This is a genomic window from Rathayibacter sp. CAU 1779 (genome assembly GCF_054551755.1).
The window spans coordinates 1,193,328-1,216,721 of sequence record NZ_JBTOLK010000001.1 but is presented as its reverse complement, the minus strand read 5'-3'; the positions used below and the strand labels follow the sequence as shown (position 1 = coordinate 1,216,721).

Sequence of the window (23,394 nt, the reverse complement as noted above, 5' to 3'; positions counted from 1 at the left end):
TCAGCGACCGAACTCGCTCACGCTCGTCGCGTCGATGGTGAGGAGGACGCGCACCTGATCTCGCCCGCCATACCAGGCGTACGGACGTCCCGTGTACTTCTGCGACAGCGCCTCGATGTGCTCGGCCGCACCCTCATAGCTCACCGCGGCGGTGCCACGGATCTGGAAGTAGTGGGTGGGGCTGTCCGGATCCGTCACGTTCACGGCCACCCGCGGATCCCGGCGAATGTTCCGCACCTTGTGATGCGTGTCCACGCTGTTGATGACGACGTGCTCACCGTCGGTGTCCACCCAGACCTGGGTCAACTGCGGGGATCCGTCCGGCATCAGGGTGGCAAGGTGGCAGGCGCTGGGCGCACGCAGGATCCGGAGGAGGCCGTCGGGGAGAGTCACCAGCCCACTTTAGGGATTCATCCGCGGGCGCACCGGGCGCCACCGCGACCGGTCTGGGCGGCCGCCGAACGGCTCGCGGAGCTCGACGATCTCGATCGGCGCATCCAGGCGAAGACGACCGGTTGGGCTGTCTCACACCGGAGCCCGGATTCCCAGCGAAATCCCCCGGACAAACCCGCTCGAACGATATATCGTGACATGTCGTCGGGGTAGCACGACCTGACCAGATACCGGGGACCAGGGAGGTCGTCATGAGCGGTTCATTCAGCGGTTCGGCGGGCGGGGGATTCGGATCCCGTGGATTCGACGGAGGATTCGGGGGCGGGCCACGACTGTCGGAGCTCGCCGACCAGTTGCACGCGATGTTCGAGCAGCGCGTCGGGCCACGGGTGGCTCGCGGCGACGTGCGTCAGGCCATCCTCGCGCTCCTGAGGGAGAGGCCGATGCACGGGTACCAGATCATCGCGGAGATCGAGCAGCGCAGCGGCGGCGCGTGGAAGCCGAGCGCGGGATCCGTGTATCCGACCCTGCAGCTCCTGGCGGACGAAGGCCTGATCAGCGCGGAGGTCGCCGACGGACGAAAGACGTACTCGCTCACGGAGTCGGGACGTGCAGAAGCGGATGCCGCGGCCGATCGTGCAGCGCCGTGGGAGGCATCCGGTCCCGGCGGCGCCCGCAACATCGGAGCCCTGCCCAAGGCGGGCGTCGCGCTGGCTCAGGCCGCCGCCCAGGTGCGCAGCACCGGGACACCGGAACAGGTCGACCAGGCGGTGAGGGTGCTCGACGATGCGCGTCGCAAGCTCTACACGATCCTCGCGCAGGACTGAGGGATGCCGAAGGCCCCCGTCTCAGGGGAATCCCAACCGAACGAGGCGGGAGACACTCGTGCCCGCTACCGTCGCATCCTCAGGTTCGCGCTTCGCTACCTGGCGCAGACGTGGTGGTTCGAGATCGTGCTGCCGCGGATCGGGCTGGCACGCCTGTCGGACCGCGGACGCGCGACGCGTCTGACCCGCGTCGCGCAGCGCTTCCACGCGCTGGCCGTCGAGCTCGGCGGCCTGATGATCAAGGTCGGACAGTTCCTGTCGTCACGGCTCGACGTGCTGCCGCCGGAGATCACCCAGGAGCTCGCCGGGCTGCAGGACGAGGTGCCGCCGGCGTCGTTCGAATCCATCAGGCGGCTCGCCGAGTCCGACCTGGGGATGCCGCTCGCCGAGGCCTTCGCGTCGTTCGACGAGGCGCCGGTGGCTGCGGCATCCCTCGGCCAGGCCCATCGGGCACGGCTCGTCGCGCCGGATGCCGCCGACACCGGATTCGAGCAGGTCGTCGTGAAGGTGCAGCGGCCCGGGATCCAGGAGATCGTGGACGTGGACCTCGCTGCTCTGCGTCGCGTGGCGGGCTGGCTCACCCATTTGCGGATCGTGACGGATCACGTCGACCCGCACTCTCTGGTGACGGAGTTCGCGAAGACCAGCCTCGAGGAGATCGACTACCTCCACGAGGCGGCGGGTGCTGAGCGGTTCCGCGAGATGTTCGCCGACGATCCGCGGGTCGACGTGCCCGACGTCGTGTGGGAGCGCACGTCCCGCCGGGTGCTGACCCTCTCGGACGTCACGGCCATCAAGATCAACGACGTCGACGGGTTGCGAGAAGCGGGCATCGATCCGTCCGAAGTCGCCGCGGTGTTCGCCGAGGTGATGTTCGAGCAGCTCTTCGGGAACGGATACTTCCACGCGGATCCGCATCCGGGGAACATCTTCGTGACGCCGTGCGATCCATCCGCGACCGGAACGGCCGGCGGGAGCAAGGGCGGCGGCGGGAACGCGACGAAGGGCGACGGTCCGGCCTGGCGTCTCACGTTCCTCGACTTCGGGATGATGGGCGAGGTCACGCCTGAGCTGCGCGACGGACTGCGGCGCCTGCTCGTCGCCGTGGCCGCCCGTGACGGACGAAGCCTGGTGGCGAGCATCCAGGAGGTCGGCATCCTGCTGCCCACCACGGACACGGCGGAGCTCGAACGGGCGATGTCGCAGCTGTTCGATCGCTTCGGCGGCATGGGGTTCGCGCAGCTGCGCACGGTCGATCAGCGGGAGTTCCGCGACTTCGGGCGAGAGTTCGGCACGGTCGTTCGGTCGCTGCCGCTCCAGCTTCCCGAGAACTTTCTGCTCGTCATCCGCTCGATGTCGCTGACGTCGGGAGTGTGCAGCTCGCTCGACCCGGACTTCAACGTCTGGGACGCCATCGAGCCGTACGCGTCGCGGCTGCTGCGCGAGGAGAGCGGCAACGTGGTGCTCTCGGTGGCGAAGGAGGTGCTCTCGGTCGCCGGCATCGTGCTGCGGCTGCCTCAGCGAGCGGATGCGCTCATCTCGCGTATCAACGAAGGGACCGTGACCGTCGCGACGCCGGCCATCGACCGCAGGCTGAGCCGTCTCGAACGGCTCGTGCGCAGGGCGGTCGGCGCCGTGCTGTTCGCCGGATTCCTCGTGGGCGGCGTGCTTCTGCTGCCGCAGGTGACCGCGCTCGGCATCGTGCTGATGAGCGTGTCGGTGGTGCCGCTGGCATACGCCGTCCTCGCCGGGTCTGGCGCACAGCGGAGCTGACGGCGCTGCACCGCTTCGCGCCGAGCCGCCAGCCTCGATAAGGCATAGCCTCGGCGAAGACAAGCCCTGTCGTCGGGCGACAAGCGGCGATGGCCTTGGTGCGTCTCCGCGGCACGGAGGCAGGTGTCTCTGCGGCACGTAGGCGTGCGCGCGGCGGCGAGGGGTGAGTAAACCGGAGAGGGTGTCATGACGCAACGGACGTTCACCCGCGCGGACGGACGACGGCTCGGCATCACCGTGCACGGCGCGGTCGCGGCCGAGCGGTGGGTTCTCGTGTGCCATCCGACACCCGGTGCCGGCGGCTTCGATCCTGATCCGCACCTCACGGAGGGCAGCGGTCTGTCGTTCATCTCCCTCGATCGCCCCGGATACGGCGCATCGGATCCCTGGATCGTCCCGCCCCAGCCCTCACCGCTGCGCTGGGCGGATGACGTGGACGCGTTCCTTGCGCAGTGTCGCCGCGACGCCGAATCCCTCGGACGCGTCGCCTACCGCGACCTCGGCATGCTCGGCTGGCGAGAGGGATGCATCTTCGCCGCCGCACTCGCTGCCTGCTTCCGAGATGAAGTGGCCACCCTCGCACTGGTGGAGCCGATGACGCTGCGCGCGGCATCGTCCGGGACGCGGTCGCCGGACGCATGGTCGGGCGAGCGTCTCGCGCCGCACATCGGTGGCGCCGACGTTCGCGACCCCGGACTCGCCTCGCGACTGGAGCACATGCTGAGCACGGCCGCCGAGCAGGGCGAAGCCGGACTGGATGCCGACCGTGCCGCCTTCACGCAGAAAGTGCTGCATCAGAGCTTGGACTCCGTGACGGCATCCACCCTCATCGTCGCTCGGGATACGAAGGAGCAGAAGCGGTCAGCGCATGCGTACGCGAGGCGGCTGCGTGACGCCCGGGTCGCAGTCTCGACGGCCGCCGTGCCGATCGCCGAGCACTGGAGCAGGATCATCGCCCACCTCGGCACTTCTGGTCCCCGCCCCTGATCCGAGGAGCCGCGGGTGCCGGACCCGCCATTATGCACGGGCGCGACGCAGACGCAACGCCTCGTGATGACGGATCGTGCCCGGTTGACTCGAGGAATGGATCTCGGACTCGAAGGCAAGAAGGCACTCGTCACCGGGGCCGACTCCGGCATCGGATGGCACACCGCGCGAGCACTGCTGCAGGAAGGCGCAACCGTCATCATGACGGATCGCGATCAGGGGAAGCTCGACGAGGCCGTTGAGCGACTCGCGGAAGATGTGACCCAGGAGGACCCAACCGGATCCGTGCACGTGTTCGCCGCCGATGTCACGGACACCGCCGACGTCGCTGAACTACACCGACGATCGCTCGCCGCGGTCGGACGCATCGACATCGTCGTGAACGCAGCGGGAATCACCGGCGCTCAAGGCGACTTCTCGGACATCGACGACGCCGGCTGGCTGCACACGATCGAGACGGACCTGCTCGGTCCGGTCCGCGTCGCCAGGGAGTTCCTGCCGGACCTCCGCAGGGGCTGGGGCCGGCTGGTCTTCATCTCGTCGGAGGACGCCGTGCAGCCCTACGCGGACGAACTCCCCTACTGCGCGGCCAAGGCCGGCGTCCTCGCGCTGGCGAAAGGACTCTCGCGTGCCTACGCGGAAGACGGTCTCCTGGTGAACACCGTCTCCCCTGCGTTCATCGCCACACCCATGACGGACGCCATGATGGAGGAGCGGGCCGAGCAGAACGGCACATCCTTCGACGAAGCGGTGCGGTCGTTCCTCGAGACCGAACGGCCCTTCCTGGAGCTGAAGCGGCGCGGGCTGCCGGAGGAAGTGGCATCCGTCGTGGCTTTCCTGTGCTCCGATGCCGCATCGTTCGTGAACGGGTCGAACTACCGCGTCGACGGCGGCTCGGTGGCCACGATCTGACGCGTCATGCGTCGAAGTGCGCGGAGCGATGCCACATCGTGATGCCCCGTGTCAAGGGGCATCGCTCGCACCCGGCGCACCCCTATGGTGGTGGTCAGGAAGGCGCCCCCTCCGTACTTCAGTAGCAGTAGTCGTTATCGGGTGACGATGGGCTCGAGGAAGGCGGACGGCGCGCTGCGCGGGGTGAGGACATCGGGGATCCCACCCCGCGCCTCCTTGCCCGGATCCCATCCTCGCCGCCACGGAATCCCCGGACGCTGTGTCCCCGGAACACCGTGCCTCCTGGCCACGGGTCGGCACCGGCGGCGGGCCTGCAGGCTTAGCGCCCTGCGCCTGCGACGGCAACGGGTTGTCGGTGAGCTCTGCGGATGCGTACGGTGCAGACATCCGTCGCTGCCGACGTTGTCGAGGGGGTCGACATGGCACATCACGAGTTGAAGACCATCCGCACCACCATTCCCGCCCGGCTGGACAGGCTGCCGTGGTCGCGCTGGCACTGGATGGTGGTCGTCGGACTCGGCACGGTCTGGATTCTCGACGGCCTCGAGGTGACGATCGTCGGCGCCATCGGCAGCCGCCTCACCGAGAAGTCCAGCGGCCTGGGCCTCAGCCCCGGCGAGGTGGGGCTGGCCGCCGCGATCTACGTGGCCGGCGCGTGCCTGGGAGCACTCTTCTTCGGCTATCTGACGGATCGCTTCGGCCGCAAGAAGCTGTTCATGATCACGCTCGGTCTCTATCTGTTGGCGACCGTCGCGACGGCGTTCTCGTTCACGCCCCTGTTCTTCTTCGCCTGCCGCTTCTTCACCGGCGCGGGGATCGGCGGCGAGTACTCAGCGATCAACTCGGCGATCGACGAGCTCATCCCCGCCAAACGCCGCGGAGTGGTGGATCTCGCGATCAACGGGTCGTACTGGCTGGGCACCGCGTTCGGCGCCATGCTCACCGTCGTGCTGCTGAACACGAGCATCTTCCCCGCTGACGTCGGATGGCGCCTCGCCTTCGGCCTCGGCGCGGTGCTCGGGCTGGTCATCCTGCTGGTGCGCCGCAACGTGCCCGAATCCCCGCGCTGGATGTTCATCCACGGCCGCGACGAGGACGCCGAGAAGGAAGTCGCAGAGATCGAGCACACGGTGGAGGAGGACACCGACGAACCTCTCGAAGACATCGGCGACGATCGCGCGATCGAGATCAAGCAACGCAGGTCCACCGGATTCGGCGAGATCGTGCGCGTCGCGGTGACGAAGTATCCGAAGAGGTTCGTGCTCGGACTGTCCCTCTTCATCGGACAGGCCTTCCTCTACAACGCCGTCTTCTTCACCTACGCCCTCGTGCTCACGAAGCTCCTGCACGTGCCGGACGACCTCGCGCCCTGGGCTCTCGTCCCCATCGCCGTCGGCAACTTCCTCGGTCCGCTGCTGCTCGGCAGGCTGTTCGACACCGTCGGACGCCGGGTGATGATCTCGGTGTCGTACATCGGCAGCGGCGTGCTGCTGGTGGGCACGGGCATCCTCTTCGATCTGCGGATCCTCGATGCGACCTGGCTCACCGTCTGCTGGGTGATCGTGTTCTTCTTCGCGTCGGCCGGCGCCAGCTCCGCCTACCTGACCGTGAGTGAGATCTTCCCGATGGAGACCAGGGCCATGGCCATCGCGTTCTTCTACGCGGTCGGAACGGGTATCGGCGGGATCATCGGACCGCTGCTGTTCGGCCAGTTCGTCTCGATCGGCATCGGCGCCGTCGCCATCGGGTACTTCATCGGCGCCGGCCTCATGATCGCTGCGGGTCTCGTCGAGGTCTTCCTCGGAGTGGATGCGGAGAACGAGTCCTTGGAAGACATCGCGGAGCCGCTTTCCAAGACGGAGGCGTGACCGTCATGCAGAGGACCGCGCGACCTCAGTGGTCGCGCAGCATGTGGATGACCTCACCCTTCGTCTTGTGCGAGTATCCGTGAAGTCCGAGGTCCTTGGCCCTGTGACGCAGATCCGCCACCGTCCATTCCTCGTACGGTTCGGACTTGCCGCCCTTGCGTCCGACGCTGCTGCGCCCGCGCTTCGCCGCGGCGTTCGAGATGCGGGCCGCCTTCTGCTTGGACGCTCCATCGTCGCGCAGTTCCTCGTACAGCTCCGGGTCTTTGAGGCTGGGTTGCCGTGGCATGAGTCCTCCAATTTCTTCGAATGCGTTGGCCGACCAACGACTCCAAGTGACCGACCGTACGCGCCGAACGCTCCGACCCGAACGGGTTGACTTCCCCGCGTCGGATACATAGCCGGGCGTACCGGCATACACGTCAGGTCACTTGGGCGACGATCACGAAGAGCCAGACGATGGTCCACACCGGGATCGCCGCGAAGATGCACGCGAGTGCGATGAGCCGCGGTGGTTGCGGCAGCCGGAGCCGCACGACGACCATCGCCGCGTACAACAGGGCGACGACGATCGCCCCGACGACTGCCAGCGGCACGCTGTTGCCCACCTGGAGCAGGAGCACCGCCGCGCAGATGACGGCGAGGATGCCGCCAACCACCAGCCAGATGCGGCCGGAGGAACTGCGCAGCGCCGGTTGGTTGCGCACGAGCGTCGGATCCGTGTGGTCAGCCCTGCCCTTGTCCATGTGGATCACGACCTCCATGCCGCCGTACGGTGCTCGCGGGCACGTTCGCTGAGGCGCAGGCCGTGGCCCTGCGCTGAGGGGTCGGGCACGAGGAATCCGTCGACGAGCTCCGGAACGCCGTCGAACAGAAGCGGCTCGATCAGCGCGTGGTCGTGGAAATACTCGACGTGCACCGCAGGCTGTGCGGACGCCCCCAGCCATGCATGCAGCGCGGGAGCTGTGTGCGCGCTGAGCGGGATGCCCGAGGCCGCGCACAGCTGCGCTGCAGCGCAGAAACCGGTGACGCCGCCGCAGCGCGTGGCGTCCGCCTGCAGCACGTCGACCGCGCCGGCCTCGAGCAGCAGGCGGAAGTCGGCGGGAACGTACGCGTACTCACCCGCCGCGATCTGCATGCCGGCCGGAACACGGTAGCGGAGGAGACGCAGCCCGCTCAGATCGTCGCTCGAGACGGGCTCCTCGAACCAGGTGACGCCGGCTTCCCCGGCGAACCGCTCGGCGAGCCCGAGCGCCTGTTTGCGGTCGTAGGCGCCGTTGGCGTCGACGAAGAGCCCGATGTCGTCGCCGATCGCTGCGCGGGCGCTGCGGACTCGGGCTGGGTCGGCCGAGGCGTCCGTTCCCACCTTCATCTTCACGGCGCGGATGCCGCGCTCGGCCCACCCGGCCAGCTGCTGTTCGAGCTGCGCGTCCGTGTAGTTCGTGAAGCCGCCGCTGCCGTACACCGGGATGCGATCGCGGGATACCCCGAGGAGGTCGAGGAGGGAGACCTCGAGCAGTCGGGCCTTGGCGTCGTGCAGCGCGACGTCCACGGCCGAGATCGCGCTCGCGGCGATTCCGCGCCAGCCGAGATTGCGTACCGCTCGGGCCATGGTCCAGAACAGCTCCGGCGTGTGGAACAGGTCGCCGCCGATGACGATGGGAGCGAGCACGTCGCGCACCACGCCGAGGGCAGCGGGTGAGGTGTACGCGTAGCCGAGGCCGGAGCATCCGTCGGCCTCCACCTCCACGACCAGCACACCGGTCGAGTCCCACAGGGCGGTGCCGTCCGACTCGGGCATCGCCTCGCCGTCGAACGTCGTGGGCACGACGTACGCGGACACCCGCACGGAGCGCACGGCGCCGTCAGGCATGATCACCCACCACCCGGTGACTGCGCCATTTGCGCACTATTGCGCCACCCGTCATGGCGCAATAGTGCGCAGGTGGCGCGATTGCGATCGCGGGCGCGATGCGGCCTGCGACAGACATCACTCGTCCTTGTCGTCACGTCCGAGGTGCAAAGCGCCTTTGACACGTTCGATTCCCTCGGCGGCGAGCGCTGCGGCCGATCCCTTGATCACGTCGAACTCGAACGGATCGCCCTTCAGCAGCGCGAGCCCGGTGTTCTTCGCATACTCCTTGGTGATGTGCGGCGGAAGCGGCGGGATGCTGCGGCTCACGATCGCGTCGATGACCGTCACGCCGTCGAACGCCAGTGCCGTTTCGATCGCCGATGCGGCATCCTCGTCCTTCTCCACCCTGATGCCCTGGAATCCGAGCAGGCGGGCGAAGCCCGCGTAGTCGACCGACTCGACGTCTTGCGCCGTTCGCCACACGGGGTTCGCATCCTCGGTGCGCATCTCCCACGACACCTGGCCCAGGTCGTCGTTGTGCATGACCAGAACGACGAACGTCTTGTTGGCGAACCTTCCGAGGTGCTTCTTCACCGTGATCAGCTCGTTCATGCCGAGCATCTGGAAGGCTCCGTCGCCGATGGTGCAGACGACGGGGCGCTCGGGATACGCGAACTTGGCTGCCACCGCGTACGGCATCGCGGCGAGCATTGTCGCCAGGCGTCCGGAGAGATCGCCGCGCATGCCACGGCGGAACCTGATGTGGTGGGCGTACCAGTCGGCCGTTGTGCCGGCATCCGCCGTCACGATCACCCCGTCGGGCAGACGCCGGCCGAGTTCGTGGAAGAAGCGACGGGGATTCGCGCCGTCGTCGTACGCGACCATCGCCTCCGCCTCTTCCTCGCGCTCCCAGCCGCGCATCTGCTCGGCTGCCTGGAGCTGCCACGACAGGTCGTCCTTCGGGGTGAGCAGCGGGATGAGCGCCTCCAGTGTGGCCTTCACGTCGCCCCAGAGATTCACCTCCGTCGGATACCGCACGCCGAGCTGCTCGGGCTTCAGGTCCACCTGGATCGCCCGCGCCGACCCCGTCGGTGGCAGGAACTCGCCGTACGGATAGTTCGTGCCGAGCATGACGAGCGTGTCGCAGCCGTGCACCTGATGCAGGCTGGGCAGCGTGCCGAGCAGGCCCAGCTGCTGGGTGTGGTGCGGAACATCGCCGGGAATCACGTCCTTGCCGCGCAGCGCGGTGATGATGCCCGCGCCCGCCAGTTCCGCGGCCCGCAGCACCTCGTTCGTCGCACCGCGCGCGCCCGCGCCGACCAGGAAGGTGACCTTCTCGCCGGCATTGATGATGTCGGCTGCCTTCTGCAGCTGCTCAGCCGGCGGAGTGATCGCCGTGGATGCCGGAACCCGGCTGGCGCGCGACACCCAGTGGGCGACCGGCGGAGTCACGGCCTTCATCGCCTGCACGTCGTGCGGGATGATCACGACGGCCGGCTGCAGCCTGGCCTTCGCCGTGCGGAACGCGGTGTCGATCACGACCTCGGCCTGCGCAGGGCTGACGATGGTGTGCACGTAGCACGCGACATCCTGGAAGACCCGCTCGAGGTTGCTCTCCTGCTGGGTGAACGTGCCGAGGGCGTCGAGTCCCTGCTGACCGACGATCGCCACGACGGCCTGGTTGTCCATTTGGGCGTCGTACAGGCCGTTGAGCAGATGGAATCCTCCGGGGCTCGACGTGGCGATGCACACACCCACCTCGCCGGTCCACTTGGCGTGTGCCGTGGCCATCAGTGCGCAGATCTCCTCGTGGGTCGGACGGATGTACTCGATCCCGTCGCCGCCGTCGGCGTCGTGCTGCGCCTTGCCCAATGCGCCGTCGAAGGCGCCGATGCCGTCGCCGGGGAATCCGAAGACGCGATGCACGCCCCAGTCCTTCAGCCGTTGGATGATGACGTCGCTGACCGTCTCAGCCATGTCGTTCCTCCTTCGTGTTCGCGTTCGTTCGCGTGCGCGCGCTGGTCGAACGCCCGCCGCGGGTGGAGTTTGTAAAACCCAACCCGGGGTGCTGTTGGCTTAAAAAGCCTCAACCAGCGGTTTCCAGGCGTCATCGTTGTGCCATCCGGTCCGCCGCGCGCGCCGCGACCGCCATGATCGTGAGCGCCGGGTTCGCGCTGCCCTGTGTGGGCAGCACGCTGCCGTCGGTGATGTACAGATTCGGGATGGCGAACGTGCGGCAGTCGGCATCCACCACGCCGTGTTCCTCGTCCTTCGCCATGCGCGCGCCGCCCACCAGGTGCGCATAGCGCTTGATGGTGATCACGTCGTCGGCGCCGGCCGCCTTCAGCATCCGCTCCATGACCGCCGTCGCGGCATCCATCAGCGCGCGGTCGTTGTCGCACTGGCTGTACGCGAAGTGGGCGATCGGCATGCCGTTGCGATCCTTCTCGTCGGCGAGGGTGACCCTGTTGTCCGGCTGAGGCAGGAACTCGCACAGCGCGCCGAAGCACGCCCAGTGCACGTAGTCGCTCATGTAGTTGCGGAACTCCCTGCCCCAGTAGCCCTGCGCCATCACATGCTCCGCCCAGGTGATGGGAAGCGGAGAGATGGTCTGCACCGAGAAGCCGCGCTTGTACGGTTTGCGCGGGTCCGTTTCGTAGAACTCCTCGGTGCTCACCTCGGGCGGAGGCGCCTTGTACATGCGGATCTCCTCGTCGAACCGCCCGGCCGTCTGCGGCGCCCCCTGCACCATCACGTACCTGCCGACCTGGTCGTGGTCGTTGCAGAGTCCGTCGGGGAACCGCGCCGACGCTGAGTTGAGCAGCAGCCGGGGTGTCTCGATGGCGTATCCGGCGACGATCACGACGGATGCCCGTTGAAACCGCTCGAGCCCGTCGCGCACGTATCGCACTCCCGTCGCCCGGCCGGTGAGGTCGTCGACGCCGATGCCCGTCACCATGCAGTCAGGACGCACCTCTGCGCCGTGCGCGATGGCATCCGGGATGTGCGTGATGAGCGGTGACGCCTTCGCGTTCACCTTGCAGCCTTGCAGGCAGAAGCCGCGGTAGATGCAGTGCGGGCGGTGCCCGAACCGTCCGTTGGGGATGGCGACGGGTCCGACCTTCGCCCGGATGCCAGCCCGCCCAGCGCCGCGTAGGAAGACCTCGCCGTTGCCTCCCACCGGATGCGGCCGGTGCGGGTACCCGTGGGGATCGCCCCACGGCCAGTCCTCGCCGGCGACCGGGAGTTCCTGTTCGAGCTGTTCGTAGTATCCGCGCAGCTGCTCGTATCGGAACGGCCAGTCGGCCCCAACCCCATCCGCCGCGAGCGTGTGGAAGTCGCTGGGGTGGAAACGCGGCGTGTAGCCGGCGTAGTGCACCATGGATCCGCCGACGCCGCGGCCGGAGTTGTTCGAGCCCAGCGGCACCGGATCGGATCCGCCGATCTCCCTCGGCTCCGTCCAGTACAGCTGGTGCGACGCCGCCTCGTCGCTGACCCAGTCCTCCTCCGGATCCCAGAACGGTCCGGCATCCAGTGCCGCGACACGCCAGCCGAATCGGGCGAGCCGCTGCAGCATGGTCGAGCCGCCTGCGCCACAGCCCACGATCACGGCGTCGAGCTCGTCGCCGTCCTCGAACCGTCGCATGTTCCGACGCAGCCGGTTGTCGACCGCACCGTCGGGAGTGAGCAGCCAAGCCGACTCGTTGCGTTCCCTGACGCTCATCGACCGACCTGGCCCACCCGTCATGTCGCCACTTGTCGGTGCCCGACCGCCGTGACGGCGGTCGGCACCGGGCCCCACGAGCCGGTTCCGGGCGGCGTCGTTCCGCCATCCGGCCGAGGAAGAGGGAGCGTCGAGCCGGAAGCGGTCTCCGCTCCCGGCTCAAGCGGTGCGCCAGGGCGACGCAGCGGATCGTCGCGCGGACGCGCATCCTGCACCTCGAACGGTTCCCGCTTGCCCACGCCCAGCGCCTTGTAGCCGCGCGGATACGCTGGACCGCCGAATCCGATCTCGTTCCAGGCCGCGGGATGCGAGTAGAACGCGGTCGCCGCGTACCTGGTCCACATGCCCCACACCTGTCCGGGCGGCAGCCCATGCCAGCGGTCGTCGGTGCATGTGCGCACGGCTTCGAGGAGGTCGCACTGGTCCTCGTGACGGCACGCGGCGAAGTCGCGTCCGAACCGGGCGTGGGCATCCTCGTTCAGCGCGGCGAGTGTCGCCCGCCATGCCTTCCAGTCGGGAGGCATGGTGTCGTAGTGCCAGCCGTCTGTCTGGTTCTCCGCGAGCCGGGCATCCACCATCCGCACGAGATCGACGGTCTCGTCGCCGGGCTGCGAACGCTGACCCATGAGCCGATCCAGCAGGCATTTCGCCGTGGACTCCTGCACGCGATCGAAGAAGCGCACGGCTGGCTGACCGTGCAGCCGGGCGTGCAGCGCGGCCCGGGTGGCGCCGTCCCAATGCGGCTCCTGCTCCATGACGTCGAAGCCCGGGAAACGTCCTCCCCCGTCAGCCGCCGGCAGCGGCAGCGGACGAGTGGCCGTGGACCGTCGGCTCATTCTTCCCTCCGCAGCACGGCCGCGAGCAGCCCCATGCCGCCGACGAGCGTGACGAGGAGCGGTGCCAGCAGCGGAGGGCCCATCTCCATGTTGTAACGAAAGTTGCGCCATCCGCCCGGTTTCTGCTTGATGCCCTTGGCATGCAGCCAGATGCCCTGCACACCGTTCGCGAGCATGACGCCGGCGGCGAGCGGCAGAGCCGTCTTCGCGAGCCGGTGATTCGCATAGCCGGCGATCCCGGCCGCCACACCGATCGGACCGGTCACGATAGGAGCCCACATCCAGCGGTTGCCGAAGCTGGCCTTGTCGTGCTCGAAGAAGATCTCCGCGGTCGTCACGGCGGCGCCGACGGCGGTCAGTGCCGACAAGGTCCGTTCGAACCGGCCGTGTCGCACATCGCGTACGAACCGATCGATGCCGAAGGCAGCGCCGGCGACCGGATGCCCCTTCGCACCCCGTCGCCGGGTGTCGAGCGACGTGCGATGCGATGGCATCCGGCCGCCGAACCTCTGGACACCGGCGAGCGGACGATTCGCCGAGCTAGTCATACTCGCCAGCGTCGACGCTCCCGGGATGCCTGTCGAGTGGTTGCGTCACCACCGAGAGCGTTGTAGAGGCCAGGGCGACCGTCAGTCGGCGGGGCCGCCAGAGGCCGTGTCCTCCTGTGTCTCGGGATCCTTGTCGGGTCGTGGTCGAGCCGCCTCGACGTCCTCCGCATTCTCGTTCCCGTCCGCCTCGTCCGTCCGGCCGGTCGCTTCCAGCGGCTCGGTGCGGATGTCGGGGTCCGGTTGTCCGCCTGTGTCCGTCATCGTCGTGGTCCTTCCTGTCGCGAACGACCAGCTGACCTCTGATCGATCGGCACGAGCAGAGGTTGCGCTCGTCGTCGCCTGAGCCCATACTGTGCGGCCCGTGGCGCGTGCCTTCCGTCACGTCGAGGCGTGCGACGTCCGAGCCCGGATCGGCGCTCTAGTGCCGTCGCGCGACCGCGACGGCTGCCGTCATGGCCCCTGCGAACGCGGCCGCGGCGAGACCCGCCGTTATCCTGCGGTGCCGGATCGCCCAGGTCTGCGGCGTGATCACCATCGACCTGTCGTCGAAGACTCCGTGCGCCCCGTGATCGCCCGGAACCGGGTCGTACAGGTTGGGCCCGAGCATCGGATCGTGCACGGAGTCCGTCTGCTGGCCGTCGAATCCGCCGCGCGCGGCATTGCGGTCGGCGAGGCGCGGCGCAAGCCGGTTGAGCCAGATCGTCAGCACTGTGCTCTCCCCGACGTGCACGCGTCGTCTGGGGCGCTGGACGACATCCGCGACAACCTTCGCAGCGATCTCGGGCTGATAGATCGGCGGCACGGGCTGCGGATGCTTCGGCAGCGTCGACTTCACCCAGCTGAACTGCAGGGTGTTCATCGCCGGCATGTCCACCTGAGACAGCGTCACGGCGCTGCCGTCGTGCTCGAGCTCGGCCGCCACCGACTCGGTGAATCCGGTGATCGCGTGCTTGGCGGAACAATAGGCCGACTGCAGCGGGATGCCGCGGTGTGCCAGCGCGGATCCCACCTGGAGGATCGCACCGCGGTCACGGGGCGACATGCGGTGCAGCGCGGCGCGGGTGCCGTTCACGAATCCTCCGAAGTCGACGTCGACGACCCGCTGAAAGTCGTCGGGATCCATCTGGGTGAACTCCGCGAAGACACTCACCATCGCATTGTTCACCCACACCGCGATGGGTCCCAGCTCCCGCTCGACACGCTCGGCTGCCGACTCGAGCGCCGCCCGATCGCTGACGTCCACCTCGATCCCGATCGCGCGTCTACCCAGCGCCAGCACCTCGCGCTGCGCCTCGTTCACGCCCTCCTCGCCGCGCGCCAGCACGGCCACGTTCCACCCTCGGGACGCCAGTTCGCGCACGATGGCGCGTCCGAGTCCGGCGCTTCCTCCCGTGACGACGGCGACTCCTTGCGACGGTTCCACGGCAGTCTCCTTCCTGGAACCGCGTGTGGTCACCGCACTCCATCGTCCAGGCGCAGGCATCACGCGTTCCTTGTCCGATGTCTAGCCGCTGCGCGTGCGGAACACGACCGGTTGCAATCGGCGGCGAAACGTCGCAAGGCGACGCCACACGCGCGGTCCGGCGGACGTCCGCGATCGTCTCGCGTACGTGAATCACACTCCGGGCCGATCTGGCAAGGGGTTCCCACCGGCCGGCCGGGTGGGAAGAGTGACGGCATGGTTTCTCTAGCGATAGTCCTGCTCGTGGTCGGCCTGATCCTGCTGTTCCTCGGCATCTTCGTGGGTGCCGCACAATGGCTGCTCTGGATCGGCATCATCATCCTGATCGTCGCCGTCGTTCTCGGCCTGGTCCGGCTGCTGAGAAGAAGCGTTTGACATGCACGTGACGTTGCGGCGCATCGACGAGACCCGTTGGTGCGCCGTTGACGCGCGCTTTCCCACGAACGACGCACGATCCCTGGTGGGATACGTGGAACGCGTTGGCCGCGGCTACCACGCTCTCCGGCTCGACGGTCCCGTGTCCGCCTATGAGGAGCCGGATCTGAACTCCGTGCTCCGCGACCTCGAGACGCCGCGGGCCGGCGCAGATCCCGCACACGGAGCCCTGTGATCGAGCGATCCGACCAGCGCGTGCCGCGGGTCTCGGCCCCCGTCATCCGTCCCTCGAGGTTTCCGTTTTGAGAACCGCCGAGATGCGGCAACGAACGTCAGGGTCGCACGCACGCCAGCGCAGCGCTAGCCGACCTCGTCCAGCGCCTTCTGGATGCGCTTCTGCGTCTCGGCGTCCGTGATGTCCGAGGCCACGACCCTCTCGGCCTCTTCCTCCGTCAGCACCACCAGGCCACGGGGACCGTGAGAGGAGCGAGCCAGAGCTTCCAGCCAGCGACGGTTGAGCTGCGGCGGGTCTTCCTCGGCGAACACGAACTGTAGGGCGATGGCCGGACTCAGCCAAATGCTGACACGCCCTCCGCCGTCCTCAGGCTCCGCCCGCCAGCTCACGAGGAAGCCCTCTTTGAGGCGGAGCTTCGCGGCGATCGCAATCTTGAGGTGGGCGAGCGTCCGATCGTCGAACTGATACTCGGTGCCACCGTAGAACAACGCACCCATTGGCGACGATCACACCCCTCCGCGCTCGGCGTCCGGCCTCATCCTAGGCCGCACCGTGGATGCGCTTCACGGGTCGATCTGTGCGCTGCTGGCCGTCGCGTCCCGCGTGTGCCGGCCTGCCCTCCTCGTCAAGCACGATGAGCCCTCGCGAACTCTCGGCGCCGAGCTCGAGCGAACGCAGCCATTCCTTGTTGATGGAGGGAACGCGAGATCCCCAGTACTTGAAGTAGACGGGCACCTCGCACGCCATCCACATCGATGCGCGTCCGCTGCCGACGGAGAGGTCGTCCAGCCACGACAGCAGGAACGACTCCTGCCGTCTGAACTTGTTGACGATCACGATCTCGAGATGCGTCAGCAATCGGTCGTCGAACTCGATGTCTTGCGGTCCGTAAATCAATACACCCATGGAAAAGATCACCTTCTCTTTCCCCCAGGCAAGCGCGAATCGGCTCAGATCACAACCGCAAGCCATCGATTGGGAGGCACCCTTGACAGAGCCTCTCAGATCTGCAATGGCCCTGAGTCGCTGCCGTGGCACATGCGAGCGGATGCCGCCATCCGCCTCCGCACGGATTCCACGTCCTCGACCGAGCCGCGGCTGATGGTCTCAGGCACCGTCCGGAGGAGCTTCGACCTCCTACAGGATCGGACGTCCGCCCGTCACGGCGACACGCGCGCCCGAGATGTACGACGCCTCGTCGCTGGCCAGCAGTACATACACGGGCGCGAGCTCTGCCGGCTGAGCGGCTCGGCGAAGCGGCGTGTTGTCACCGAACGATTCGACGTGCTCCTCCGGCATCGTCGACGGGATCAGGGGTGTCCACACCGGGCCAGGGGCGACGCTGTTCGCGCGAATGCCGCGCTCGCCCAAGAGCTGCGACAGGGATGCCGTCATGTTCGCGATCGCTGCCTTGGTTGCGGCGTACGGCATGAGCGTCGGCGATGGCGCATCGGAGTTGACGGACGACGTGCCGATGATCGATCCGCCAGGCCGCATGTGCGGTAGCGCCGCCTTCACCAGGTGGAAGAACGCACTCAGGTTGGTGGCGATGGTCGCGTCCCACTCCTCGTCGGAGATGTCCTCAACCCGGGTGTGCGTCCGCTGCATCGCCGCGTTCGACACGAGCACGTCGATGCGGCCGAACCTCTCGACCGCCGCCTCGACGAGCCGCCGGCATTCGGCGGGATCCGCGATGTCGCCCTGCAGCGCGATGCACTTCCGCCCGGTTTCGGTCACCCAGTACTCGGTGTCCCGTGCATCCTCCGTCTCGTCGAGGTAGCCGAACACGACGTCGGCGCCCTCCCGCGCGAACGCGATGGCCACGGCCTTGCCGATTCCGCTGTCCGCCCCGGTGATCACCGCCACCTTGCCGGAGAGCCGCGCACTGCCGCGATACGTCTCCTCACCGTGATCGGCTCGCGGACGAAGGCGCCGCTCCGTCCCTGGCGGTTCCTGCTGCTGTTTCGGTTGCATCGCTGCTCCCCCTCACCTCCGGATCGCCGCGGCCCGGTCTTGCTGTGGTCCGTCGCTGCCGTCGGTCGCTGTCGTTCGTCCGGTCTGTCCTTGTCGTTCGACTCTTCGAGGGTGTGCGTGGCAGGCCCAGGCTGTGCAGGGGTTGACACGTCTCGGTCGGCCGACAGTTGCCCTGCCACACCGGCATCGTGCCGGCGCTGTCACCGTGTCGACGCGTCGCCGTCCCGACCGGCATCAGCGTCAGCGTCGATCTGATCGGTCGGCACACCGAGCGGGGGAACACCAGGGGCCGCCGCGATGTCGCCGTCGCCGAGGCGCTCCTCAACGCGCTCCGGATCGTCGGCGTCGCCCTCGAGCCCATCGATGATCCCGTTGGTCTGGTCGAACGGATGCGCGACATCCGCCGCGAGCACGCTGAGATCCGCGTCGGAGCCCGCGCCGCGCACAAAACGCTCGTCGCCCGCGGAGTCGTCGGTGGCAGTACGGTCGGCGGATGCGACCGGCTGCGGTCCGTCCGGTGCGCCGGGAGCACCGGGCGCACCCGGCCCGGCCGGCGTCTCGGGAGGTGTCGGCGCGGTCGGGAAGCTCGGCTCGGTCGGGGTTGGGATCGTCGGCTCCTCAGGCGTCGGCACTGTCGGCTCGGCCGGCGACGGCGGGTTCGGCTCCTCCGGATCGGGAGCAGGAACCCCCGGCCCACCCGGCTGGAGCGGCTGATCAGGACTGGGCACCTCGGGATCGGTCGGCCCGCCCACATGGCGTCCGCCTCCGCCGGGCTGCGAATTCTGGAAGTTCGTTTCGTCAGACATGTCGTGACCGTCGCGCGCCCGCCCGCACCCCCGCAAGGGGTTGACGCGCCCGCCCCCGCGACGAAAGCTGGCCGCTGCCAGGAAAAAAGCCACTCCCGCCTGACGGAAGGAGCGTCGACATGACTGTCAAGCTCAACGACCGCGCACTCGGTCACGCCCGCGAACTCGTGCGACAGGGCAAGGTGGTGCGCGATGAGCGGGATGACTGGAGCGAGCACGCGCCCAGCACGAACGCCCAGAACGAGTTCATCGAGAAGCACGGCTGGGGTGACTACAGCCAGTGGCACCTCGGTGTGGATTCGGATGCCTCCGAGCAGACCAAGGGGCGCTACAGCTTCCCCTACGGCGACTTCGAGAAGGTGCACCGCTGCGCGGTGATCTCGCTCGAATCCAGGGCAGCCCAGAACGACCACGACGACATCGCGAAGGCGACGAAAGAACTGCTCGAGCTCATCGACGGATCCTGACGATCCGCCGCTGCCGGGCTCAGCCGGCCTGCGGCGCCGCGACGTACGATACGGCCATGCGTACGAACTGGCGGCCCGTTCTGTGGGTGCTCGCTGCGCTCGGCGTGCTGCTCATCCTGGCCGTGCTGATCGCCAAGCTGATCGCGCTGCTGATCCCGATCGCGCTCATCGCGATCCTGCTGTTCATCGTCGTTCCGCTCGAGGTGCGTCGGCGTCGCGACGGCTCCGACCGCACCTGATCCGCACCCGTCCAGGCAGTTCCCGATCCGAGGCAGGCGGTCTGCGCCGCGCCCAGAACAAGGGGCAGCGCTCAGAACAACGGCCAGGGCGTGGCGGGCATCCAGCCGCTCGGCGCGGGGAACCGCCGGTCGTCGAGCATCCTGTCGCAGCGAGCGGCGAGGGCCTCCAACTCGTCGTCCGCCAGCAGCTCGCGGAGGCTCAGCCCCAGTTCGTGATCGACGGATGCTCGCACCCGCGCGATGCCGTCGACCTCGCGTTCGTTGAGCGGCTCTCCGACCCAGCCCCAGAGCACCGTGCGCAGCTTGTGCTCCACATGGAATGTGAGGCCGTGGTCCACGCCGTACCGGTGTCCGTCGGGCATGGCGAGGACGTGTCCGCCCTTGCGGTCGGCGTTGTTGACGATCATGTCGAACACGGCCATCGCCCGAAGTGCGTCCGAATCCTCGTGCACGAGCGCCACCGGACGTTCTTCCTCGTCGGCGCCACGCAGCACGAGCCGCCAGCCGTGCAGCGGAAGGTTGTCGGCCGCGACCACGTCGACGGCATCCTGTTCCTCGTCCACGTGCTGCCACAGTTGAACCATGCCGGGGCCGTACGGGCCGTCCCTGAGCCACGTGCGCGGGACCACGTTCCAGCCGAGGCACTCCGAGACGAGATACGCGGCCACCTCGCGCTGTGCCAGGTCGCCGTCCGGAAAATCCCAGAGTTCCTTCTCGCCCGACGACGGCTTGTAGATCACCGGAACATCGCCGATCGCGGCGAGGAACGTCTCGTTCGACGCCGCCGGAATACGCGCCACCACCTGCAGCTCGCCGTCGATCGCACCGGATGCGGTCATCCGCGTCTCCCGGTCCTTCCACGTTCTCCGCACATGCCGTCGTTCCCGGTGACCACACCGCCACCCGTCACGGGGCGTCGCCGAATGCGGCGGGATCCGGACACGTGTGCCCGCCCGGATCCATCGGCAGTCCGCAGAGCGGGCAGAGCGGACGGCCCGCCGCGACGATCGCCCTGGTGCCGCGGGCGAACGCGCGGGCCGCACCGACGGGCATCCGGATGACGACGGCCTCCTCCGGCACCTCGTCGTCGGAATCCGACGGCTCGTCGAGCCCCTCTTCCGAGAGGAGCTGCACCACGACCTGAGCCGTGGTCGGGTCCCAGCCGAGGCCGATGGTGCCGGTGCGGAACTGCTCGTCGACCGGATCGAGCGGACCGTGGTCGATCAGCTCGGCCGACGGATCCGCCGGGATCCCGAACGGGTTCCCGGCGCCCATCAGTTCGTCGAGGATCTGCTCAACGTGCATCGCCAGCAGCGCCGACTGCTCCTTCTCCAGCAGCACGCTGACGACACGCCGGCCGTCTTTCACCTGCAGATAGAAGGACCGCGAGCCCGGCTCGCCGATCGTTCCGATGAGAACACGGTCGGGCCAATCGAAGTCGTGGACGACGGTGGGCATGCGCACAAGCTTATGAGCGCTGCCCCGCTGCCGGCAGGCCCCGACTCAGGGCGTCGAGCCTCCGCCTACCGCCACATCGGCATCCGCGATCCCGTCGTGCAGCCAGGACAGATCGCCGGCGTCCGTGTTGGTGGCGATCACCCGCGAGCCGTTCGCGCCGTAGTTCACGATCGAGACGGATGCCGGCCCGACGCTGATCCGCTGGAAGAGGTCGAGGTGCATGCCGAGCGCATCCGCCAGGATCGCCTTGATGACGTCGCCGTGGCTCACGGCAGCCCACACGGCCTTCGCGCCGTGCGCCCCGGTCACCTCGGCATCGTGTCCACGGATGGCCGCAACCGCCCGCGCCTGCATCCCCGCCATCGGCTCTCCGCCGGGGAACACGACGGATGCCGGACTCGCCTGCACGTGCCGCCACAGCTCCTCGCGCGCGAGCTCGGCCAACGACCTGCCCTGCCACGCCCCGTAGTCGCACTCGGTGAGCTGCGGATCAACGGACACGGCCGGCGCGTCCGCCTGCCGCGAGACGATGGCATCCGCCGTCTCGAGACACCGATCGAGCGGGCTCGAAACCACCCCGGCGAGCGGCACCGCCGCGAGGCGCTCGGCCAGTCGAGACGCCTGCGTACGCCCGACCTCGTCGAGCGAGACGCCCGGCGTCCTTCCAACGAGCACACCCTGCGCGTTCGCCGCGGTACGTCCGTGTCGTACGAGGATCACCGTGGCCATGGGGTCGAGCCTATGCGCCAGCCCGCGTCGGTCCCAGGGCTGGGGGACCCCAGGTCACCGGACGATGAGCACCGGGCAGTTGGCGTGCGCCGCGCACTCCGAGCTCACGGATCCGAGCAGCAGGCCGGCGAATCCGCCGCGGCCGCGGGATCCGAGCACGAGCATCTCCGCTCCCGTGCTGCGTTCGATGAGCACCTGCGCCGGATGTCCGTACTGCACAACGGTCGTCAGAAGCGCCGGACGATCGGATCCGTACGCCTCCGTCAGCGCCTCGTCCAGCGCCTGCACGGCGATCTCCTCGAACGACGGCTCCATCGACAGCGCGTACGGCGACATCGCGACCGGATAGCTCCACGTGGACACCGCCTCGATCCGTGCGCCGAGCAGACGCGAAAGCCGGTCCGCCTGGCGCAACGCGACGATGGACTGCTCGGAACCGTCAACGCCCACGACGATCCGGGGCGTGTCGTCAGTGGTCTCGGGGGTGGTCTCGGTTGTCTCGCTCATTTCTCCAGCATGCGCCGAGCATCCGCGCAGCGCCACCACCGAGGTGGGTGAGACGGCGAGCCCGGATCGCCGGCGGATCCATCACCGATCGGGCGGTCAGGTCGCATGCACCAGGAGGATCCGAATCCCAAGCCCCTCAGCGAACCGGGATCGCGGACGCCGCGGTGGCCGACCGTGGCGCGCTCAGACGCGAGAAATAGGTCTCGGTGGCGTCGAGCATCCGTCGCCTCTGCTCCGGCGTGCGCTGGTCGACGCTGTCATAGTTACGCCACACCAGGTTCTTCACGCCGATCTTCGCGAACGTGCCCTTGAACAGGATCTTGGTGACCGGGTCGCGGTACCACCACTTGTAGGCGGCGTGGGGCGTGGTCATCACGGTGAGGGCTGTCACGCCCCCGAGCCGCGGCATCAACGAACGGAACGGGTTGCCCTTGGCTCCCTCGAGTTCCTCATACAGGATGCCTTTGCCCAGCACGCGATCGAGGAAGCCCTTGGTCGCCGCCGGCATCGCTTCCCACCAGATCGGGAACGCGAAGACGAGGTGGTCCGCCTGGAGGAGCCGCTGCTGATAGTCGAGGATCTGCGGATCGCTGGGGACGCGCAGACGCCATTCGACGAGGTCTTCGGCTGACATGCGGGGGTCGAACTCGTCGGCGGCGAGATCGATGACGTCGGTCTCGTGCCCGGCGGACTGGGCGCCGCGGATCGCTGCAGCCGCGACAGCGGCGGTGAAACTGCGGCGGTGCGGAATGTTCTCGGCCGAAGCCAGCGAATAGGGATGGTCGAGGACGACGAGAATGCGCACGGTTGCCTCCGTTGATCAATTTGGTTGCTTACGCAACCGTTGCATTAACAACCGTTGCATGTCAAACGGAATGTTACGATGGCCTCCATGAACGACACGGCGGTGAATGCGGCCGCGGAGGGTGACCTCGCCGCGATGTGGTTTCTCGTGCGACGGGTCAATACCCTGATGGATCGCACGGCCGAAGCCCTTTACCGCGATGGGATCGGCATCTCCCTCGCGCAATACCTGGTGCTCAGCGTGGTGGACGCCTACCCCGGCGAGATCAACCAGCAAGCTGTAGCCGACCGCCTGAGCCTCACCAAGGGCACGGTGAGCCGACAGATCGACGCTGCCGTGGCCGCCGGGCTGATGAACGTGGTCGTCTCGCCGCGGTCACGCCGAGAGCACGTCGTGACCCTCACACCATCCGGCACCGACCTGGTGCGCAAGGGAGACGCACTGCTCGACGCGTCCGTTCGGGAGAGTATGGGCGGGCTCGACGCCGACGATCTCGCCGCCACGGTGCGCACACTGGATGCGCTCAACAGGCTGATGGGCGGTGCACCGATCGAGCTGCCCGGCTGAGCCCCGGCGGACGCGACCGTTCCGCCTATACATCCTCGCCGATCCTCGAT

At 68.1% G+C, this 23,394-nt stretch carries 29 protein-coding genes; 10 read left to right on the top strand and 19 right to left on the bottom strand.

The window, feature by feature from the left end; genetic code table 11:
• Complete coding sequence (locus tag ACX9R5_RS05605; RefSeq protein WP_459408014.1) at positions 1-393, bottom strand: PPOX class F420-dependent oxidoreductase; 393 nt, start codon at positions 391-393, stop codon at positions 1-3.
• Positions 394-644: 251 nt separating this feature from the next.
• Here ACX9R5_RS05605 and ACX9R5_RS05600 point away from each other — a divergent pair, with 251 nt between their 5' ends.
• The 5 genes from ACX9R5_RS05600 (at position 645) to ACX9R5_RS05580 (ending at position 6,760) form a co-directional block, all read left to right on the top strand.
• On the top strand, positions 645-1,220 hold the full coding sequence (locus ACX9R5_RS05600; RefSeq protein ID WP_459408013.1) for a PadR family transcriptional regulator: 576 nt from the start codon (positions 645-647) through the stop codon (positions 1,218-1,220).
• Positions 1,221-1,223: 3 nt separating this feature from the next.
• Positions 1,224-2,993, top strand: coding sequence for an ABC1 kinase family protein (locus ACX9R5_RS05595; RefSeq protein ID WP_459408012.1), 1,770 nt, complete (start codon positions 1,224-1,226; stop codon positions 2,991-2,993).
• 186 nt (positions 2,994-3,179) lie between these two features.
• Positions 3,180-3,980: an alpha/beta fold hydrolase gene (locus ACX9R5_RS05590; protein WP_459408011.1), complete on the top strand. Its 801-nt coding sequence runs from the start codon at positions 3,180-3,182 to the stop codon at positions 3,978-3,980.
• A gap of 96 nt (positions 3,981-4,076) precedes the next feature.
• A complete protein-coding gene (locus tag ACX9R5_RS05585; RefSeq protein ID WP_459408010.1) occupies positions 4,077-4,892 on the top strand; it encodes an SDR family NAD(P)-dependent oxidoreductase in 816 nt (271 codons plus the stop codon).
• 419 nt (positions 4,893-5,311) lie between these two features.
• Positions 5,312-6,760, top strand: coding sequence for an MFS transporter (locus tag ACX9R5_RS05580; protein ID WP_459408009.1), 1,449 nt, complete (start codon positions 5,312-5,314; stop codon positions 6,758-6,760).
• 25 nt (positions 6,761-6,785) lie between these two features.
• On the opposite strand, the gene ACX9R5_RS05575 is transcribed toward ACX9R5_RS05580, so the two are convergent.
• From ACX9R5_RS05575 to ACX9R5_RS05535, 9 genes are all read right to left on the bottom strand, one after another.
• On the bottom strand, positions 6,786-7,046 hold the full coding sequence (locus tag ACX9R5_RS05575) for a DUF7218 family protein (protein ID WP_459408008.1): 261 nt from the start codon (positions 7,044-7,046) through the stop codon (positions 6,786-6,788).
• A 133-nt stretch (positions 7,047-7,179) separates the two neighbouring features.
• Positions 7,180-7,521, bottom strand: a complete 342-nt coding sequence (locus ACX9R5_RS05570) for a hypothetical protein (RefSeq protein WP_459408007.1) — start codon at positions 7,519-7,521, stop codon at positions 7,180-7,182.
• Positions 7,509-8,630 carry an enolase C-terminal domain-like protein gene (locus tag ACX9R5_RS05565; protein WP_459408006.1) on the bottom strand — a complete coding sequence of 374 codons (1,122 nt, stop codon included), beginning with the start codon at positions 8,628-8,630 and terminating at the stop codon, positions 7,509-7,511. Before ACX9R5_RS05565 ends, ACX9R5_RS05570 begins: the two co-directional genes overlap by 13 nt.
• Before the next feature lie 117 nt (positions 8,631-8,747).
• Positions 8,748-10,589 (bottom strand): thiamine pyrophosphate-requiring protein, encoded by a 1,842-nt coding sequence (locus ACX9R5_RS05560; protein WP_459408005.1) that lies wholly within the window; start codon positions 10,587-10,589, stop codon positions 8,748-8,750.
• A 130-nt stretch (positions 10,590-10,719) separates the two neighbouring features.
• Complete coding sequence (locus ACX9R5_RS05555) at positions 10,720-12,336, bottom strand: GMC family oxidoreductase (RefSeq protein ID WP_459408004.1); 1,617 nt, start codon at positions 12,334-12,336, stop codon at positions 10,720-10,722.
• A 20-nt stretch (positions 12,337-12,356) separates the two neighbouring features.
• Positions 12,357-13,172, bottom strand: a complete 816-nt coding sequence (locus ACX9R5_RS05550) for a gluconate 2-dehydrogenase subunit 3 family protein (protein ID WP_459408003.1) — start codon at positions 13,170-13,172, stop codon at positions 12,357-12,359.
• Complete coding sequence (locus tag ACX9R5_RS05545) at positions 13,169-13,666, bottom strand: hypothetical protein (protein WP_459408002.1); 498 nt, start codon at positions 13,664-13,666, stop codon at positions 13,169-13,171. Before ACX9R5_RS05545 ends, ACX9R5_RS05550 begins: the two co-directional genes overlap by 4 nt.
• A 135-nt stretch (positions 13,667-13,801) precedes the next feature.
• A complete protein-coding gene (locus ACX9R5_RS05540; RefSeq protein WP_459408001.1) occupies positions 13,802-13,981 on the bottom strand; it encodes a hypothetical protein in 180 nt (59 codons plus the stop codon).
• Between the two features lie 157 nt (positions 13,982-14,138).
• A complete protein-coding gene (locus ACX9R5_RS05535) occupies positions 14,139-15,143 on the bottom strand; it encodes an SDR family oxidoreductase (RefSeq protein WP_459408000.1) in 1,005 nt (334 codons plus the stop codon).
• A gap of 255 nt (positions 15,144-15,398) precedes the next feature.
• Between ACX9R5_RS05535 and ACX9R5_RS05530 the strand changes: the two genes are divergently transcribed.
• Together ACX9R5_RS05530 and ACX9R5_RS05525 are read left to right on the top strand one after the other, a co-directional pair.
• Complete coding sequence (locus ACX9R5_RS05530) at positions 15,399-15,557, top strand: hypothetical protein (protein WP_459407999.1); 159 nt, start codon at positions 15,399-15,401, stop codon at positions 15,555-15,557.
• Position 15,558: 1 nt separating this feature from the next.
• The gene (locus tag ACX9R5_RS05525; protein WP_459407998.1) at positions 15,559-15,792 is read left to right on the top strand and encodes a hypothetical protein; all 234 of its coding nucleotides are present in this window, start codon (positions 15,559-15,561) and stop codon (positions 15,790-15,792) included.
• A gap of 125 nt (positions 15,793-15,917) precedes the next feature.
• Here the strand turns inward: ACX9R5_RS05525 and ACX9R5_RS05520 are convergent, their stop codons facing one another.
• From ACX9R5_RS05520 to ACX9R5_RS05505, 4 genes are all read right to left on the bottom strand, one after another.
• The gene (locus ACX9R5_RS05520) at positions 15,918-16,289 is read right to left on the bottom strand and encodes a DUF7882 family protein (protein ID WP_459407997.1); all 372 of its coding nucleotides are present in this window, start codon (positions 16,287-16,289) and stop codon (positions 15,918-15,920) included.
• A 43-nt stretch (positions 16,290-16,332) separates the two neighbouring features.
• Positions 16,333-16,698, bottom strand: a complete 366-nt coding sequence (locus ACX9R5_RS05515) for a DUF7882 family protein (protein WP_459407996.1) — start codon at positions 16,696-16,698, stop codon at positions 16,333-16,335.
• Positions 16,699-16,929: 231 nt separating this feature from the next.
• Positions 16,930-17,766 (bottom strand): SDR family oxidoreductase, encoded by an 837-nt coding sequence (locus ACX9R5_RS05510; protein ID WP_459407995.1) that lies wholly within the window; start codon positions 17,764-17,766, stop codon positions 16,930-16,932.
• A gap of 200 nt (positions 17,767-17,966) precedes the next feature.
• Positions 17,967-18,572, bottom strand: a complete 606-nt coding sequence (locus ACX9R5_RS05505; protein WP_459407994.1) for a hypothetical protein — start codon at positions 18,570-18,572, stop codon at positions 17,967-17,969.
• 119 nt (positions 18,573-18,691) lie between these two features.
• Between ACX9R5_RS05505 and ACX9R5_RS05500 the strand changes: the two genes are divergently transcribed.
• Together ACX9R5_RS05500 and ACX9R5_RS05495 are read left to right on the top strand one after the other, a co-directional pair.
• On the top strand, positions 18,692-19,039 hold the full coding sequence (locus ACX9R5_RS05500; protein WP_459407993.1) for a hypothetical protein: 348 nt from the start codon (positions 18,692-18,694) through the stop codon (positions 19,037-19,039).
• Positions 19,040-19,095: 56 nt separating this feature from the next.
• The gene (locus ACX9R5_RS05495) at positions 19,096-19,278 is read left to right on the top strand and encodes a hypothetical protein (protein WP_459407992.1); all 183 of its coding nucleotides are present in this window, start codon (positions 19,096-19,098) and stop codon (positions 19,276-19,278) included.
• Between the two features lie 71 nt (positions 19,279-19,349).
• Here ACX9R5_RS05495 and ACX9R5_RS05490 read toward each other — a convergent pair whose 3' ends face one another.
• The 5 genes from ACX9R5_RS05490 to ACX9R5_RS05470 form a co-directional block, all read right to left on the bottom strand.
• The gene (locus ACX9R5_RS05490) at positions 19,350-20,117 is read right to left on the bottom strand and encodes an SCO1664 family protein (RefSeq protein WP_459407991.1); all 768 of its coding nucleotides are present in this window, start codon (positions 20,115-20,117) and stop codon (positions 19,350-19,352) included.
• 67 nt (positions 20,118-20,184) lie between these two features.
• A complete protein-coding gene (locus ACX9R5_RS05485; protein ID WP_459407990.1) occupies positions 20,185-20,736 on the bottom strand; it encodes a DUF3090 domain-containing protein in 552 nt (183 codons plus the stop codon).
• A 45-nt stretch (positions 20,737-20,781) separates the two neighbouring features.
• Complete coding sequence (locus ACX9R5_RS05480; RefSeq protein ID WP_459407989.1) at positions 20,782-21,465, bottom strand: MSMEG_4193 family putative phosphomutase; 684 nt, start codon at positions 21,463-21,465, stop codon at positions 20,782-20,784.
• Positions 21,466-21,519: 54 nt separating this feature from the next.
• The gene (locus tag ACX9R5_RS05475; protein WP_459407988.1) at positions 21,520-21,972 is read right to left on the bottom strand and encodes a universal stress protein; all 453 of its coding nucleotides are present in this window, start codon (positions 21,970-21,972) and stop codon (positions 21,520-21,522) included.
• 136 nt (positions 21,973-22,108) lie between these two features.
• Complete coding sequence (locus ACX9R5_RS05470; RefSeq protein WP_459407987.1) at positions 22,109-22,777, bottom strand: NAD(P)H-dependent oxidoreductase; 669 nt, start codon at positions 22,775-22,777, stop codon at positions 22,109-22,111.
• A gap of 87 nt (positions 22,778-22,864) precedes the next feature.
• Here ACX9R5_RS05470 and ACX9R5_RS05465 point away from each other — a divergent pair, with 87 nt between their 5' ends.
• Positions 22,865-23,344 carry a MarR family winged helix-turn-helix transcriptional regulator gene (locus ACX9R5_RS05465; protein ID WP_459407986.1) on the top strand — a complete coding sequence of 160 codons (480 nt, stop codon included), beginning with the start codon at positions 22,865-22,867 and terminating at the stop codon, positions 23,342-23,344.
• Positions 23,345-23,394 lie beyond the last annotated feature (50 nt).